The organism is Pseudoalteromonas sp. MMG013 (genome assembly GCF_018100885.1).
Lineage (GTDB): Bacteria > Pseudomonadota > Gammaproteobacteria > Enterobacterales > Alteromonadaceae > Pseudoalteromonas > Pseudoalteromonas aurantia.
The window spans coordinates 34,934-50,713 of the sequence record NZ_JAGJEE010000027.1 but is presented as its reverse complement, the minus strand read 5'-3'; the positions used below and the strand labels follow the sequence as shown (position 1 = coordinate 50,713).

Here is a 15,780-nt window from a genome sequence, read left to right as displayed (position 1 = left end):
AGTGGAGAAGTAGAGTTTCTACGATATATCATTAGGCAATGTAAATAAAAGTGTTAAGTGAGAAAAAATGTAGGGTTTGTGCCATCAGAAGCTGGGTTTAATACCAAGGAACTAACGTGGCTATCGCACTTTTAATCGTGAGTAGGAGGGCGGTGTTAGAGTGTTTTTAGTAGATTTTGGAAGTAAGCTCGATAAGATAAACAGTAGAGAAAATCGTTTAGTAAATGCTACCGTTCTATATGCCACCGCTACTCAGGCTTGTCGATGTTGCATATGTGCAACACCGTTATATAAAATCACTCCACGACAGAGGCTACATCGATTGTTATTCTTGTGTCGAAACTTTAATTGGAGCATGAGAAAAATATGAAAGAAATACTGCCTATATTCTGGTTACTTTATATGGCATTAATGTCATTAACAACACAAGCAAAACAAGCTGATGTCATGGAGATTGAAGCGGTATTTGCCGCTTATATGGACAAATATAATGACTATTTACGCCATGGTGAGTTGACGAACAAGACGCAATTGTATCATGATAAAATGATGGTACTTTCTGGCCGAAGTGGGGCAGCAGTTACATCAGCTAATAAATTTAACGAACAGGTTAAAGGCTTTTTAGATAACTTAAAAAAGCAAGGTGTTACACGTGTTTCATGGGAGAAAGTGGGCATTCAACAATTGAGTGACTCAGTTGCAATTGTGAGTAACAGAGCTGTCCGTTATTTGAAAACCGGTGAAGTACATAACCGAGTGGGGGCGACGTATTTTATCAATAAAGTTGGTGCAAGTTGGAAAATATCTGCTTTCACAGTGCACTCACCAAATACAGTATTACCAATATAAAGATAAGGAAAAAATGGAAAACTGGGATGACTATCGGCTGATTTTGGCGTTATATCGAGGCAAAACATTGCGCGGTGCAGCTGAGATATTAACGCTAAATCACTCGACAGTTTCAAGGAGAGTATTGGCATTAAAGAATAAGTACAATGCAGATGTGTTTGAGTCGAATCAATCTGGATTTGTGCTAACCTGTTTTGGCAAAACCTTATTACACTCAGCGCAAGAAATTGAAAAGCTGATATTAAGCGATTTACGCCGAGAGCAAAGTGTCAATGCGGATCTATCGGGTAATATTCATTTATCAGTGCCACCTGCAATTGCGCAATTCTTAATTTTTGACGCGTTACATGATTTTCAATCTCAGCATAAAAATATCTCTTTACATGTACATACTTCATACTCTTTAGCTGATTTAGATAGATCTGAAGCAGACGTTGTTGTGAGGGTATCTAATACACCCGATGAGCATTTAGTTGGACATCGCTTATTTCCCATTTATTTGGGTTATTATGCCAGTGAGGCATATTTAGAAGCGAAGGAGTGTTCACAATATCAGTGGATAACTAATGTGTATCAACAGGCAGCACCGACCTGGATTGCTCAATCTCCCTTCCCTGATGCACCGATTGGATTTACAATCGAAGATTTAGTCTTGCGTCATTACGCGGCTTTAAAAGATCAAGGAATGATACTCGGTGCCTGTTATATTGCAGACACGTTAGGACTTAAGCGTTTAAACGCTCAGTCGTTAATGATACATCAGGATATATGGGTGCTAACTCACCCAGACCTTAAAGATGTTCCACGTATTCGCGCGTTGATGCGCTTTTTAACACACGCGATACGTCAGAAAAAACCGTTAATATTCGGTGAAATTAAACAGTGAAAACCCAAGCACGATTGAGCTTGGGTCAATCAGAACGTTACATTGGCAGCGTTAGCACTCGATAATATTCACAGCCAATCCACCGCGGGCTGTTTCTTTATATTTTGTCTTCATGTCATTACCAGTATCTAGCATGGTTTTAATGACTTTATCGAGCGATACCTTTTGGTCACCAGTACCTCTAATGGCAAGTCGAGAAGCGTTGATGGCTTTGACGGCGCCCATCGCATTTCGTTCGATACAAGGTACTTGCACTAAACCACCAACAGGGTCACAGGTTAAGCCTAAATTGTGTTCCATACCAATTTCTGCAGCATTTTCAACATGTACGACATTGCCGCCCATAATTTCTGTTAATGCGCCTGCGGCCATTGAGCACGCAACGCCGACTTCACCTTGGCAGCCTACTTCAGCACCAGAAATAGAGGCATTTTTTTTGTATAAAATACCAATTGCTGCAGCTGTCAGTAAGTAACGGGTGGCAATTTCTTCGTCAACTTCTCGAATAAATGTGTGATAGTACATTAATACTGATGGTAAAATACCGGCGGCACCATTGGTCGGTGCTGTTACAACACGGCCGCCAGCAGCATTTTCTTCATTAACGGCGAGGGCAAACAAATCAACCCAGTCCATGGCCCGTAATGGATCATTACTGTTTTCTACATTGAGCTTTAAATACAGACTAGGTGCTCGACGCTTAACTTTTAAGCCACCAGGTAAAATACCTTCGGTTCTCATACCGCGCTCGATACACGCTTTCATGACTTCCCAGATATTAAACAATTCAGCTTTAATTTCTGCCTGTGTACGCAATGTTTTTTCATTTGCCATCATTAAAGATGAAACACTCAGGCCAGAGTCTTTACACAAAGCAAGGAGTTCAGCTGCATTTTCAAATAGGTAAGGAGCAGGGTTTTGTTCTCTTATATCTAGCGCCGCTTGCTTTTCACAGTCAAACTGTTCGTCAGTTACAATGAAGCCACCGCCGATTGAATAATATACTTGGCTATGCAGACGTTCGTCACCATTAAAAGCAACAATTTCCATTGCGTTAGAGTGCTTTGGAAGGGTTTTTCTACGGTGAAATACGATGGCGCCTTGCTTAGGAAAAGCTGCTTTGTGGGTTTTATCTAAGTAGATCACTTGTTCTTTTTCGATTTGATCTAAGATAGATGGAACAGTATCAGCGTCGATGGTCTCAGGATCGTAACCTGCAAGACCTAAAATAACCGCTTTACCTGAACCGTGGCCAATACCAGTTTGACCTAATGAGCCGTATAGCTCGACTTTAACAGCAGTAACGTCTTCGATCATTCCTTTAGATTGTAAATCTTGTACGAATAAACGAGACGCGCGCATTGGACCGACGGTATGCGACGACGAAGGTCCAATACCGATACTAAACATATCGAATGCACTAATCATAATTTATACTCAACATTGCCTTTGAACGGGCGCACATCATAACTTTAAAATGCATAATTGTAACCAGTTCAATTATGAATTTATTATGCTTACTCAACCAATTTAACAAAGTTTTTAACGACACTGGCGGTTGCGCCCCATAGGAGACCATATGGTGTTAAAAAGCCGTCCATCTGACGTGACTTACCGGCATATTCAACATGCATAGTTTGCCAGTTATTATGGTCTATCAGGTGCGAGAGCTTGATGGTAAAAGCATGATCAACTTCAGCACTTTTAGTATGCCATATGGCATGTTTTTCAAGTGTTGCCACGATAGGTCTAATACAAAACCCTGTTAAAGTATTATGCTCGTTGAGCTGACCTATGGGGTTTATGTATTGTGATTCTATTCCCAGCTCTTCTTGTGTTTCTCGCACGGCCGTGTGTGTTTTTGATTTGTCACTGGGTTCTACTTTGCCACCAGGAAAACAAATTTGACTTGGGTGATGTGCCAGATAAGCGGGGCGTTTGCAAAATAGTAAAGCAGCTTCACCGTGTTCTTCAATTAAAGGTAACAAAATGGCGCTGTCACGAACGCTGGTATGTGCTTGATGGTCGCTTGTTGTATCAGCATGAATATGAAATCTGGCAATAACATCAGATAGTTTCACTGTTTCTCCAAACGAGATTCATTGTTTACTAAGTATAGGTAAGATTTTTTGTACTTTATGAAAAGTTTCTTGATATTCTAAATCAGCTTCCGAATCTGCAACAATGCCGCCACCGGCCCAACAAAATATTGTATTGTTGTGGCATATTAGTGTTCTGATGGTAATGGATGTATCCATTCGACCACATGCACTTAAATAGCCAATTGATCCACAATATACACTGCGTCGGTGCGGCTCTAGCTCTTCGATGATTTCCATGGCTCTAATTTTTGGTGCGCCTGTTATCGACCCTCCAGGGAATGCTGCATATAATTGATCAACCGCGGTTTTTCCTTGTGCAAGTTCACTGGTAACGGTGCTTACTAAGTGGTGCACCGCGGGGAAGCTCTCAATGGCAAACAGTTTGGGGACAGATACGGAGCCAGGCCGAGCAACTTTACCAAGATCATTTCTTAATAAGTCGACAATCATCACATTCTCAGCACGATCTTTCGCACTATTTTGCAGTGTTATGGCTTGTTGGCGATCTGCATCGGCGTTTGCAAGTCTGGGTAGAGTACCTTTGATAGGTTTTGATTCAACTTTGTTGTGATTAACGAGCAAAAACCGTTCTGGTGATACCGATAAAACAGCGCCATAAGGCAAATTAATATAGGCAGAAAAGGGGGCTTTATTTTGAGTTTGCAAGCGTTTATATGCTGCCCAGGGATTGCCAGAGTATTGTGCACTGAAGCGTTGTGCGAGATTAATCTGATAACAGTCACCACTTTTTAAGTAAGCTTGAATGTGTGAAAATTTATCAAAGTACTCTTGTTGTGTAAGGTTCGATGTCCAATCGCTGTTTAATGAGAAGTCGTTGTTACTCTCAGCGCTGTTTGTCGGTGTAGATAAGTCGAAGTAATCGGATAAGTTATCGACGTTTGGTTGCGACACATAATACCAAGTATCTGTTAAGTTATCTTTGATCAACGCATCTAGGTAGAGGCCAACGACCATATCAGGTAACGCAATATCTTGTTGTGCTGATTCAGGCACTCGTTCTATATAACGGCCTAAATCATAACCAAAATAACCTAACCAACCGCCTGAAAATGGCAATTCAAATGGCGCGGGATGTTTAGATAACATATTTAAGTGGGTATTCATGGCCTCGAACCAATTTAACTCTATTTTATTTCCATCTAGAAAAATTGCTTGAGATTTGGCTTCAAGTATATGTGTCGGGTTAATGCTGATAATGTCATAGCGACTATTTTCATGTTGAGCATGACTAGAATCGAGCAAAATTGCGTATGGTAAGTGGGCAAATTGCTCAAAAAGTGCCACAGTGGAGAGTGATATATCTAATTTTTTACAATTGATTTGCTCATTTATCATTTACTTGAACCTGAAAACTAGCCCGAAACGGGCGGGGAGGGTATCATACTTATCTCGTTTTCTACAGTCACCGAAGGGTCACTGTAAACCGTCATTATCGTCTAGATGTATTCTGTTATTGACTATTGTGGTTAATAGCACAAATTAAGGAACCGTCATGAGTATGATCCGTCAGCAAGATTTCATCGACAGTATTGAAGATGCTTTGCAATATATCTCTTTTTATCACCCGTTGGATTTTGTTCAAGCATTAGAGAAGGCTTATCACAAAGAAGAAAGTAAAGCTGCAAAAGATGCCATTGCGCAAATTTTGATAAATTCTCGCATGTCTGCAGAAGGCAAACGCCCGCTGTGTCAAGATACAGGTATCGTGACCTGTTTTGTTAAAGTTGGCATGGATGTGAAATGGGATCAAACGGATTTAACTGTTCAACAAATGGTTGATGAAGGTACTCGTCGCGCATATTTAAATCCAGACAATCCTCTGCGAGCTTCTATTGTAGCAGATCCAGCAGGAAGTCGTAAAAACACCAAAGACAATACACCATCGGTTGTGCACATTGATATGGTGGCTGGCGCTGAAGTGGAAGTAATGATTGCCGCGAAAGGTGGTGGTTCAGAAAATAAAACAAAAATGGTAATGCTGAACCCATCAGATGATGTGGCTGCATGGGTTGAAAAAACACTGCCAACAATGGGGGCAGGTTGGTGCCCACCGGGTATGTTAGGAATAGGTATTGGTGGTACTGCGGAAAAGGCCGCTGTACTGGCAAAAGAATCGCTGATGGATCCGGTTGATATTCATGAATTACAAGCTCGAGGCGCTGAAACTGCAGAAGAAAAATTGCGTCTAGAGATTTTCGAGCGAGCGAACAAACTAGGGATCGGTGCTCAAGGTCTTGGTGGGCTAACAACAGTGGTTGATATAAAAATCAAAACAGCGCCTACCCATGCGGCATCAAAACCTGTGGTTATGATCCCAAATTGTGCAGCTACACGCCATGTACACTTTACGCTCGATGGTTCAGGACCTGCAGATTTAAAAGCGCCAAAACTAGAAGATTGGCCTGAAGTGACATGGGAAGTGGGTGAAGATACGCGTCGCGTTAACCTTGATACGCTGACAAAAGAAGATACCCATGACTGGAAAATGGGTGAGACAGTATTACTTTCAGGCAAAATTTTAACGGGCCGTGATGCTGCACACAAACGTTTACAAGATATGATCAACTCAGGTGAAGGTTTACCTAAAAATGTAGACTTCAATAATAAATTTATTTATTACGTAGGCCCTGTTGATGCTGTCGGTGATGAAGCGGTGGGCCCTGCTGGTCCAACAACGGCAACGCGTATGGATAAATTCACTGACTTGATGCTCGAAAGTACTGGCATTGTTGGTATGATTGGTAAAGCAGAACGAGGCCCAGCGACCGTTGAATCAATTAAACAAAATAAATCAGTGTATTTAATGGCTGTCGGTGGTGCTGCATACTTGGTTGCGAAGGCAATTAAAAAAGCGCGGGTCGTTGCTTTTGAAGATTTGGGAATGGAAGCTATCTATGAATTTGAAGTAGAAGATATGCCGGTAACTGTTGCGGTAGATAGCACTGGTGCCAATGCGCATGAACAAGGCCCTGCAATCTGGAAAGCAAAAATAGAAGAGTTAGATAGTAAGTTAAAATAAACTTGTTAACAGTTTAATCATAACCGCATATAAGGTCACTTTTATGCGGTTTTTTTTGTAATTATATCTGTACATTGGGGTCGAGCTTTACGTTTACGTAAAGGGTCCTTGCTGATAATTAAGATATTTTAACTGTATAAGTTGTTATTTAAATAAATATTGAATTATTTACCTCTATTTTTGGTTGCATTTAAAATAACAATTTAAATATGCAAGCAATTGTAGGTTGATCATCTCATTTCCTAGTAACACCAAACAGATAGTGATAGAGTTTTGCCAGTTTCAGCGCTACTCACCCCAATGGGGCAAAAATTTCGGAGAACTATAAAGTGGCTGTTTTTAACCAAGTTGAATTTGATAACCATGAACAAGTGGTGTTTTGTGCCGATGAGGCGTCAGGCTTAAAAGCCATTATAGCAGTACATAGCACTAAGCTAGGTCCTGCCGTAGGCGGTTGCCGCTTGTGGGATTATGCAGAAGATGAAGATGCGGTGTATGATGTACTGCGCCTGTCAAAGGGAATGACATATAAAAATGCGGTTGCTCGTTTACCATTTGGTGGCGGAAAATCAGTCATTATAGGTGATGCTAAGACAATTAAGTCGGATGCACTATTTAAGGCTTTTGGCAGACACCTTGAGCGTTTAGGTGGCAGCTATTATTCAGCAGAAGATGTTAACATTACTACCGGTGATGTAATGGTTATGAATCAAGAAACTAATTATGTATTAGGTCTTGAAGGTAAAAGTGGTAACCCATCACCATTTACTGCTCTAGGTACGTTCTTAGGGATCAAAGCGGCATATCAGCATAAGCATGGACATCAAGATTTAGCGGGTGTTAAAGTCGCAGTACAAGGGCTTGGCGCGGTTGCTTATGGCTTGTGTAAGCACTTACATGAGGCGGGCGCAGAGTTGTTCGTGACAGACATAAATATGGCGTCCGTTGATAGAGTGGTAACTGATTTTGGTGCAACTGCTGTTGGTATCGATGAGATTTACGACCTTGATGTGGATGTTTACGCTCCATGTGCTTTAGGCGCAACGGTAAATGATGAAACTATTCCGAGAATTAAAGCGAATATCATTGCAGGCTGCGCTAATAACCAGCTTGCAGAGTCTCGACATGGTGAGATATTACGTGAAAAAGGCGTGTTGTACGCACCTGATTATGTGATTAACGCTGGGGGTATCATTAATGTGTTTTATGAAACCCAACCACAAGGGTACGATGAAGCACTTGCAACTAAGCATGTTGAAGGCATTTTTGAGACATTAGCAGAGATTTTTACTCGCTCTGAGTCTGAACAAAAGTCTACTCACATTATTGCGGATGAATTGGCACAAGAGATAATAGCAAACGGTTTATAATCGATAGACTATAATTTCAATGAAAAATGATAAGGCATGCTCTGGCATGCCTTTTTTATGTGAGAGTGATGAGTATTGAAAACTTTGAATATGAAAACATGGCCTAGAGCAGACCACTTTAGATTTTATCAAGCGTTTTCGGAGCCGTTTTTTAATATAACAGTTGAATTAGAGCTTGGTAAGTTACACGCGTGGTCGAAAGCGCGCAAAGTGCCGTTTTCACACTGTTATTTATATTGTTTGTCACGAGCGATAGATGCTTATGAGCCCATGCGCTATCGAATTGTGGGTGATACGGTGGTGGTGACTGATGATGTGGTTTTGAGTACGGTGTTTTTAAATGATGACGAGACCTTTCGCTTTGTGCCATTGAATAAGGGCACCGACTTATTCGCGTTCTCTCAAAGTACGGTGCTCGCACAACAATTCCATTCAAAACAGCCCTTGATTAACGATGTTTTTTTGTCAAGGTCCACTGATTTAAACCAGGTGTATGTTTCCATTTTGCCTTGGTTCAAGTTTTCCAGTTTTAGCCATGCCCGTACAGCAAGAGATGTAGAAAATGGCATTCCAAAATTTGTATTTGGGAAATATGATTCTATAACTAATACAATACCGTTAAATATTGAAGTCCATCATGGCCTTATGGATGGGCTTCATGTTGCTAAATTCCTCACGGAAATTGAGGTTCAAATAGCGAAAGCAAGTAAAGAATAAGCTCGTTTTTTAGTCGTTTGAAGCACTCTACGTTTGTTGGTGAATAAATTGCAATAATTTTTTTGGAGTTAACATTTTGACCCCTTTAGAATCAGTGAGTTGCATGTGAAATTTACCAAAATAATATATCCATTACAATATTTTGTGCGGTTGTAATAAATTGTAAAGAAGATTGGTTAAGTGCTTTATAATCAACGGCTACAGGCGCTGGGGTAGAAAATCATTGTTAATTTTTTGTTTTCTATCGAGTTTATTTTTTCTTGTCAACAAAAATTGTTTTGCCCGTGAAGTTGACACATGGACTTGCATTTAGCATTATTGGACAGTTGATATCTGTTAAAAGATATCAGGGTTGCTCTTTTAAAGAGTGATAAAATTATAAAAGTAACATTACTTAATTGGTTGGGAACTATGTCTGTTAAAATCAGAAAGAGTCTTGTAGCTACAGCACTTTTAGGTGCTACAGCATTTGCAAGCAGCAATGTGATTGCAGATCCTTTGAACGACGTACAAAAAGTAGGTCAACAAACTCAAAAGGCTGCTCAAAAGTCTCAAGAAAAAATCGACAACATTTTCGGTCAGACGCAAGAATTGGTCGGCGAATATCGCAGTGTTGTAGACGAAACAGAACTTCTTAAAGTTTATAATGATCACGTTGAACGTTTGGTTATGGACCAACGTGCAGGTATCGAATCTTTCGACCGTCAAATCGGAACTATCGAAAAGACCAAACAAGACGTTGTGCCTTTGATGTATCGCATGATCGATACGCTTGAGCAATTCATCAAAGCGGACGTTCCGTTTGATACTGAAACTCGTATGGGTCGAGTTGAAAAACTACGCGGATTACTTTCTAACTCAAAAGTAACGACTTCTGAGAAGTTCCGCCAAGTTCTAGATGCATATACAATTGAAACTGGTTACAGTTCAGGTATTGCTGCATCACAAGGTTCTTTAGAAATCAGCGGAAAGAATATTAACGTTGACTTCGCGCGCTTAGGGCGTATTGCCTACGTTGCTCAATCATTTGATATGAAGCACGCTTGGGTATGGAACAACGATTCAAAGCAGTGGGATGCATTAGGTGAAGAATACCTTAAGCCGATTAAAGATATGATCCGTATCGCTCGTAATCAGGCAGCCCCAGATCTTGTTGCATTACCAATCTTTGGCGCGGAGTAATATAAAAATGAAGAAACTATTTAAAGGTTTTGCAGTTGCTGCAGCACTATCTGTTTCTGCAGGTGCCGCGCTTAACGCACATGCAAACACAGAAGCACTAGACAAAATCCTTCAAGAAGTTAAGCAGTCGCGTATTTCTGAAGGTAATATCAACAAGAAACGTGAGCAAGAGTTCTTATCAGCACGTGCTGATAAGCAAGCTTTGTTTAACAAAGCGAAGCGCGAACTAGCTGCTGAAAAAGCACGTGGCGTTCGTTTAAACAAAGAATTCAAGCAAAACGAAATTACACTTGCTGAGAAAGAAGTTGAACTAAACAATGCAACGGGTACGCTTGGTGAGATGTTCGGTGTTGTTCGTCGTTCTGCATCAGAAGCAATTGGTTCAATTGAAGCGTCTTTAGTGAGTGCTGAAAAACCAGGTCGTGCTGAAGTACTTCGTTCATTAGCGGCGGCAAAAGAGCTTCCGACTACTCGTGAGTTAGAAGAGCTTTGGATTGCTTTCCAAACTGAGATGACTGAGTCTGCAAAAGTTTCTACTTTTGAAGCGCAAGTTGCTGAGTTGAGTGGTGAAGTGAAGGTTAAGCAAGTAACTCGTGTTGGTAACTTCAACCTTGTAACGAAAGACGGTTATGTACTATACGATGCGGCAAATAAAGCAATCGTACCTTTAGGTAAACAACCTGATGGATACGTACTAAATCAAGTTAATGAACTACTAGGTACTTCAGCTGGTTCATATGCTAAGTTTTATGTTGACCCGACTCGTGGTTCAATTTTACGTTTGAACACACAGCGTGCAACAGTTGAAGAGCGTTGGCATCAGGGTGATACAGTTGGTTATATCATTACTGTATTACTTATTATTGGTGCGTTGTTAGCGCTAGTTCGCTTTATTGATTTAATGATCGTTGGCGGCAAAATGAAAGCGCAAATGAAAAACATCAATACACCTAACGCAAATAACCCGCTTGGTCGTATCTTGAAAGTTTACCAAGATAACAAGAACCAAGACGTTGAAAACCTTGAGCTTAAGCTTGATGAAGCTATTTTACGTGAAACACCACGTGTAGAAGCTGGGATCAACATTATCAAGATTCTTGCAGCTATTGCACCTTTACTAGGTCTACTAGGTACGGTTGTAGGTATGATCATGACGTTTGAATCAATCACGTTATTTGGTACTGGTGACCCGAAAATCATGGCAGGTAACATCTCTCTAGCGCTAGTAACTACAGCACTAGGTCTGATTGCTGCTCTACCTCTAATCCTATTACACGCTATCGTTTCAGGTCGTAGTAAATCTGTACTACATATCCTTGACGAGCAAAGTGCTGGCATCGTTGCAGCACATGCGGAGAAGGAGAAAGCCTAATGCTAGTCCTGATGGAGACCTGGGAATCTATCAGGGATTTTGTTGGCACAGGCGGCCAAGTATTATACGTGGTCGCGATAGCACTCTTTCTTATGTGGGTTTTAATGATAGAGCGCTATTGGTTCCTACTTGCTGAATACCCGAGAATGAAAGCGGATATTGTAGCTAAGTGGGACGCCCGCCAAGACACAACGTCTTGGTACGCACACAGAATTCGTGATGCATGGATTTCTGAAGCGTCTGAGAAATTAGATGAGCGTATGTTGATTATCAAAACATTGGTAGCTATGTGTCCATTAATAGGCTTACTAGGAACCGTAACAGGTATGATCACAGTTTTTGAAACTATGGCTACCCAAGGTACTGGTAACGCACGTTTGATGGCATCAGGTATTTCAATGGCAACGGTACCAACGATGGCTGGAATGGTTGCGGCACTGTCAGGTGTTTTCTTTAGCACTCGCCTTGAAGCAAGAGCGAAAATGGCTAAAGCAAGCCTTGTGGACAGTCTGCCACATCACTAGAGAGAGAAATAAATATGGCACGTAAACAACGTTTTCGTGAAGACGAAGAAGCAGCAGTAGATATGACACCGATGCTAGACATCGTATTCATCATGCTGATCTTCTTCATCGTTACCACTTCTTTCGTGAAAGAAGCAGGTATTGAAGTTAAGAAGCCTAAGGCTGCTCAAGCTCAACAGACCAAGAATGCTAATGTCTTTATCGCTATCCGTGAAAATGGTGAGATTTGGATGGATAAGCGTCAAGTAGATGTTGAGCGTGTTAGTGCGAACCTTGAAAGTATCATTGCTGAACAACCGACTGAAACCATCATTATCCAAGCGGATAAAGGTGCTAAACACGGTGTAGTTGTGAAGGTAATGGACCAAATCAAGGCGACTGATGACGGCCTTAAGATTTCAATCGCTGGAGCTAAGTAATGATTCGTTTTCTGTTTTCACTGATTGCAGGTGGGGCAGTTACTTTCGGCTTGTTCTTTTTTATGTCTTATTTGATCTCCGGCGGTGCCGATAGATCAAATGAGCAAAAAGAGCAGATAGTTGTCGAAATTTTGACGAATCCGCCTGAATCAGAGGTGCAGGAGCGGAAACGTGTTCCGCCTCCACCGCCACCTCCACCGAAGCAGCCGCCTAAACCGCAGCCGCCTCAACCTGAAAATGCAAACCCTGCAGCAGGTGCTATTGGCTTTAACATGCCTAGCATCAACTTAGGGGGAACAGCTGGTGGTCTTAGTGGTCCTGGTGCATTTGGACGCGATGGTGATGCTACACCTATCGTTCGAATTGAGCCTAAGTACCCAACACAAGCTGCGCGTGATGGTAAAGAAGGTTGGGTACAACTTTCATTTACAATTAACGAGCTTGGTGGCGTTGATGACGTAAAAGTTATTGCCGCAGAGCCAAAGCGTATATTTAATCGAGAAGCGATTAGAGCGTTACGTAAGTGGAAATACCGACCTAAAATTGTTGATGGAAAGCCACTGGTACAGCCAGGGTTAACTGTTCAACTTGACTTTAAACTTAACCAAGATTAAGGAGGCAAGAAATGACGCACTTAAAGAAAGCTACAGCTCTTGCTTTACTTATGTCTTTATCGGGTACTGTTTACAGCACAGCTGCTGTTGCAGCACCTGATTATGCTAAGATTGAAGAACGTAAAAACGCCAAAACCAAAATCATGGGTGAACGTACAGGTAAAAAAGTGGTTAAAGCTTTTGACTTGTACAACGAAGATAAAGTTGATGAAGCAATCGCATTGCTGAAAGAGCTGGAGCCTTCAAGTGATTTTGATAAAGCAACGGTTAATCGCTATCTAGGTAGCATGTATGCGCAAAAAGAGAACTATGCTGAAGCGATCAAATATGGTCGTTTAGCAATTGCGCCTGATGCACTGAACTTCAAAGATCAAGCTGACTTATATAAGTTACTAGGTGATTTATTAGCTGGTACTGGTAAGTTTAACGATGCGATTAAATCGTACAATGACTGGATGGACTTTACTGGAGAAGAAGACAGTAAAGTGTATGCGCGTATTGCTCAGGGTTATTATGAACTTAAGCAATACAACAAAGTTGTTGAGCCTGCAGATAAAGCTATTGAGCTAGAAAAAGAACCTAACAAACAATATCATATGATAAAGATTGGGGCGTTCTTTGAGCTTAAGCAGTATCAAGAAGCAGTTAAAGTTGGTGAAACTCTCGTTAAGTTATTCCCTGAAGATCCGCAGATGTGGACTCGTTTGGGTTCTTTTTACATGCAGACTGAACAATATAGTAAAGGGCAGACTGTGATGGAAATAGCGTATAAAAAAGGCTATTTTGAAAAAGAAAACCACTACAAGATCTTAGGTAGTTACTATTCTTTAAACGAAATTCCTTATAAAGCGGCGATTGTGTTTGAAAAAGCAATCAAAGAAGGGAAGATTGAGCGTGTTAAAAAGAATGTAACGGCGGTTGCAAGTTACTTTCACCAAGCTAAAAACTTGATTAGTGCAGCTAAGTACTATGAAGAAGCAGCAAAGTTTGACGATGATGCTGAACTTTATAGGAAAGCGGGTAGTCTTTTACTTTCTAAGCAAAAATATAGTGCTGCAGTTAAAAAACTGAATAAGGCACTAGAATTAGGCACTGATAAGAAAGGGATGACATACTCAGACTTGGCTGAAGCTTATTTGTATCAAGAAAAATACAAAAAAGCATACCAGTCTATTGTTAAAGCACAAGAAGATCCTAGAACTCGCAAGTTTGCAAGAGGTTGGGCTACGTTTATTAAAGACAAGGCAGAACGCAAAGGCGTTAAAATCTAGAAATAGAAGCCCCGAAAGGGGCTTTTTTATTGGCTCTGTTTTAATACGATAATATTATGAACCCTAAAATTACTTACCTTTTAACAACCTTGATGCTGTTAGTTGGCTGTGATGCTCATACACCTGCGTCTTTGTCTTTTAATGATGTACGCAATGAGCTTAAAGCGAACAATCGCGTGCTTGATGGCCATACAAAGACGGATGACATCATTACGTTACCATTTAGTGAGGCTTACTTAGCGCGCCGGCATCATTTGTATGGATCGGTTGCTGTTGATGTGTTGACGCAAACACAGCAACAAGAACTTGAATTTCTTCAAATTCAGGAGCGCTACCCTGAGCGTTTTTTACCTTGGCCTGTGCAAGTCAATATGCTCGAGAACTTAGGCACTAACAATGAAAAATTAGCTGCGTGGTCACACTTAGTACAGACGCGATTGCAGCAAGCGATAGGCAGTAAAATTTATTTATCTCGCTATGAACGTGACAGGCTATTGCAATATATCACGACGACAACGCCTCAGGTAGGATCAATAGTTTCGTTGGAAACGTATTTAGACACATATAAGCCCAGAACAGCTCTAGGTTTGTATCAATTGCCAAATGGTAAGGAATGGTATCAAAGTAAGCTAAATTACTACTATGGCCTTACTAAGGCACCTAGTAAAACGCTCAATGTAGTTCAACAAGCATTGGCGAGCCAAGGAAAAAAGAGTTTGATTGATATCGATGATAATACTGGAAGGCATTTTACACTGCACTATTTACAAGCGCACTGCCAGCTGATAAATGGGTTAAATTGGATTGATAGTTATATCAATTTACCTGAAACGGCACGCCACTGCGCATTCAGTATTAAACCAGATACAAAGCACTTGATTTTGGCATTAATGGAGATTGACCTCGGGATTCATTATCAAGGTTGGTCACACAAGCAGGCGAGTGTTACTTTGCAAGCGCGGATAAAACTCGTTGATGAGCAAACAGCGGCACTGATTGAAAGTGTGCTCTTATACCCAGGCAGTATTTTCTCTTTGGCGAACATCGCTGGCTTTAACTCACTTTAGATTGGCATTGATGGCATCGCTGAGTAGCCGCATCTTTTTTGAGTTCTTCGTACGTTAGTGGTACTTCACAGTCACAACAATAGCCAAATTGACCAATGTCGATTTGGCACAGCGCGGCTTCTAATTGCACTAACCGTTGGTAACGTGGAAATTGTTCAGGAGTCACTTTACTTGCAATAAGGTCAAGCCAATCTGCGGGCGCGTTTTGTTCTAATACTAGCGCGAGCTCCCCTGTATATGGATGCTTTGATTGCTTTAGTTCCAATAAAAACCGATTGCGAACGAACTCAAGCTCATTCTTCAATTGAAGTTGATAGTTTCCAGTTTGTTCTGTATTCATAGTTGCTCTCCTGTGAACAACTATTAT

General features: G+C 41.0%; 16 protein-coding genes. 12 read left to right on the top strand and 4 right to left on the bottom strand.

Annotated elements, in window-relative coordinates; translation table 11 throughout:
* Nucleotides 1-366 precede the first annotated feature (366 nt).
* Both J8L98_RS19055 and J8L98_RS19050 read left to right on the top strand, forming a co-directional pair.
* Nucleotides 367-849 (top strand): hypothetical protein, encoded by a 483-nt coding sequence (locus tag J8L98_RS19055; protein WP_210997744.1) that lies wholly within the window; start codon nt 367-369, stop codon nt 847-849.
* A gap of 13 nt (nt 850-862) precedes the next feature.
* Entirely contained in the window at nt 863-1,735 is an 873-nt protein-coding gene (locus J8L98_RS19050; protein WP_210997743.1) for a LysR family transcriptional regulator, read from the top strand.
* Nucleotides 1,736-1,786: 51 nt separating this feature from the next.
* Here J8L98_RS19050 and J8L98_RS19045 read toward each other — a convergent pair whose 3' ends face one another.
* The 3 genes from J8L98_RS19045 to pabB form a co-directional block, all read right to left on the bottom strand.
* Nucleotides 1,787-3,163 (bottom strand): L-serine ammonia-lyase, encoded by a 1,377-nt coding sequence (locus J8L98_RS19045; RefSeq protein ID WP_210997742.1) that lies wholly within the window; start codon nt 3,161-3,163, stop codon nt 1,787-1,789.
* Nucleotides 3,164-3,252: 89 nt separating this feature from the next.
* Nucleotides 3,253-3,816, bottom strand: coding sequence for a CoA pyrophosphatase (locus tag J8L98_RS19040; RefSeq protein WP_210997741.1), 564 nt, complete (start codon nt 3,814-3,816; stop codon nt 3,253-3,255).
* Nucleotides 3,817-3,834: 18 nt separating this feature from the next.
* On the bottom strand, nt 3,835-5,193 hold the full coding sequence (pabB, locus tag J8L98_RS19035; protein ID WP_210997740.1) for an aminodeoxychorismate synthase component I: 1,359 nt from the start codon (nt 5,191-5,193) through the stop codon (nt 3,835-3,837).
* 157 nt (nt 5,194-5,350) lie between these two features.
* Here pabB and J8L98_RS19030 point away from each other — a divergent pair, with 157 nt between their 5' ends.
* The 10 genes from J8L98_RS19030 (at nt 5,351) to J8L98_RS18985 (ending at nt 15,413) form a co-directional block, all read left to right on the top strand.
* Nucleotides 5,351-6,877 (top strand): fumarate hydratase, encoded by a 1,527-nt coding sequence (locus J8L98_RS19030; protein ID WP_192507962.1) that lies wholly within the window; start codon nt 5,351-5,353, stop codon nt 6,875-6,877.
* A gap of 329 nt (nt 6,878-7,206) precedes the next feature.
* Nucleotides 7,207-8,247 carry a Glu/Leu/Phe/Val dehydrogenase gene (locus J8L98_RS19025; RefSeq protein ID WP_192507961.1) on the top strand — a complete coding sequence of 347 codons (1,041 nt, stop codon included), beginning with the start codon at nt 7,207-7,209 and terminating at the stop codon, nt 8,245-8,247.
* A gap of 90 nt (nt 8,248-8,337) precedes the next feature.
* Entirely contained in the window at nt 8,338-8,964 is a 627-nt protein-coding gene (locus tag J8L98_RS19020) for a CatA-like O-acetyltransferase (RefSeq protein ID WP_210997739.1), read from the top strand.
* Nucleotides 8,965-9,375: 411 nt separating this feature from the next.
* Nucleotides 9,376-10,146: a DUF3450 domain-containing protein gene (locus J8L98_RS19015; RefSeq protein WP_192507959.1), complete on the top strand. Its 771-nt coding sequence runs from the start codon at nt 9,376-9,378 to the stop codon at nt 10,144-10,146.
* A 7-nt stretch (nt 10,147-10,153) separates the two neighbouring features.
* Entirely contained in the window at nt 10,154-11,518 is a 1,365-nt protein-coding gene (locus J8L98_RS19010) for a MotA/TolQ/ExbB proton channel family protein (protein ID WP_192507958.1), read from the top strand.
* Nucleotides 11,518-12,042 carry a MotA/TolQ/ExbB proton channel family protein gene (locus J8L98_RS19005; RefSeq protein ID WP_138593585.1) on the top strand — a complete coding sequence of 175 codons (525 nt, stop codon included), beginning with the start codon at nt 11,518-11,520 and terminating at the stop codon, nt 12,040-12,042. The genes J8L98_RS19010 and J8L98_RS19005 overlap by 1 nt, the downstream gene beginning before the upstream one ends.
* Nucleotides 12,043-12,056: 14 nt before the next feature.
* A complete protein-coding gene (locus tag J8L98_RS19000; RefSeq protein WP_192507957.1) occupies nt 12,057-12,461 on the top strand; it encodes a biopolymer transporter ExbD in 405 nt (134 codons plus the stop codon).
* Nucleotides 12,461-13,075, top strand: a complete 615-nt coding sequence (locus J8L98_RS18995; protein WP_192507956.1) for an energy transducer TonB — start codon at nt 12,461-12,463, stop codon at nt 13,073-13,075. The genes J8L98_RS19000 and J8L98_RS18995 overlap by 1 nt, the downstream gene beginning before the upstream one ends.
* A gap of 11 nt (nt 13,076-13,086) precedes the next feature.
* A complete protein-coding gene (locus tag J8L98_RS18990; protein WP_210997738.1) occupies nt 13,087-14,346 on the top strand; it encodes a tetratricopeptide repeat protein in 1,260 nt (419 codons plus the stop codon).
* Between the two features lie 56 nt (nt 14,347-14,402).
* The gene (locus J8L98_RS18985) at nt 14,403-15,413 is read left to right on the top strand and encodes a hypothetical protein (protein ID WP_210997737.1); all 1,011 of its coding nucleotides are present in this window, start codon (nt 14,403-14,405) and stop codon (nt 15,411-15,413) included.
* Here the strand turns inward: J8L98_RS18985 and J8L98_RS18980 are convergent.
* On the bottom strand, nt 15,400-15,753 hold the full coding sequence (locus J8L98_RS18980; RefSeq protein WP_192507953.1) for a conjugal transfer protein TraR: 354 nt from the start codon (nt 15,751-15,753) through the stop codon (nt 15,400-15,402). The genes J8L98_RS18985 and J8L98_RS18980 overlap by 14 nt on opposite strands.
* Nucleotides 15,754-15,780 lie beyond the last annotated feature (27 nt).

What these genes read in the sequence shown, in the direction of transcription:
- J8L98_RS19050 (WP_210997743.1), top strand. Translation starts at nt 863, where the DNA reads ATGGAAAACTGGGATGACTATCGGCTGATTTTGGCGTTATATCGAGGC.
- J8L98_RS19020 (WP_210997739.1), top strand. Translation starts at nt 8,338, where the DNA reads ATGAAAACATGGCCTAGAGCAGACCACTTTAGATTTTATCAAGCGTTT.
- J8L98_RS19010 (WP_192507958.1), top strand. Translation starts at nt 10,154, where the DNA reads ATGAAGAAACTATTTAAAGGTTTTGCAGTTGCTGCAGCACTATCTGTT.
- J8L98_RS19005 (WP_138593585.1), top strand. Translation starts at nt 11,518, where the DNA reads ATGCTAGTCCTGATGGAGACCTGGGAATCTATCAGGGATTTTGTTGGC.
- J8L98_RS19045 (WP_210997742.1), bottom strand. Translation starts at nt 3,163, where the DNA reads ATGATTAGTGCATTCGATATGTTTAGTATCGGTATTGGACCTTCGTCG.
- J8L98_RS19055 (WP_210997744.1), top strand. Translation starts at nt 367, where the DNA reads ATGAAAGAAATACTGCCTATATTCTGGTTACTTTATATGGCATTAATG.
- J8L98_RS19030 (WP_192507962.1), top strand. Translation starts at nt 5,351, where the DNA reads ATGAGTATGATCCGTCAGCAAGATTTCATCGACAGTATTGAAGATGCT.
- J8L98_RS19000 (WP_192507957.1), top strand. Translation starts at nt 12,057, where the DNA reads ATGGCACGTAAACAACGTTTTCGTGAAGACGAAGAAGCAGCAGTAGAT.
- J8L98_RS18985 (WP_210997737.1), top strand. Translation starts at nt 14,403, where the DNA reads ATGAACCCTAAAATTACTTACCTTTTAACAACCTTGATGCTGTTAGTT.
- J8L98_RS19015 (WP_192507959.1), top strand. Translation starts at nt 9,376, where the DNA reads ATGTCTGTTAAAATCAGAAAGAGTCTTGTAGCTACAGCACTTTTAGGT.
- pabB (WP_210997740.1), bottom strand. Translation starts at nt 5,193, where the DNA reads ATGATAAATGAGCAAATCAATTGTAAAAAATTAGATATATCACTCTCC.
- J8L98_RS18995 (WP_192507956.1), top strand. Translation starts at nt 12,461, where the DNA reads ATGATTCGTTTTCTGTTTTCACTGATTGCAGGTGGGGCAGTTACTTTC.
- J8L98_RS18980 (WP_192507953.1), bottom strand. Translation starts at nt 15,753, where the DNA reads ATGAATACAGAACAAACTGGAAACTATCAACTTCAATTGAAGAATGAG.
- J8L98_RS18990 (WP_210997738.1), top strand. Translation starts at nt 13,087, where the DNA reads ATGACGCACTTAAAGAAAGCTACAGCTCTTGCTTTACTTATGTCTTTA.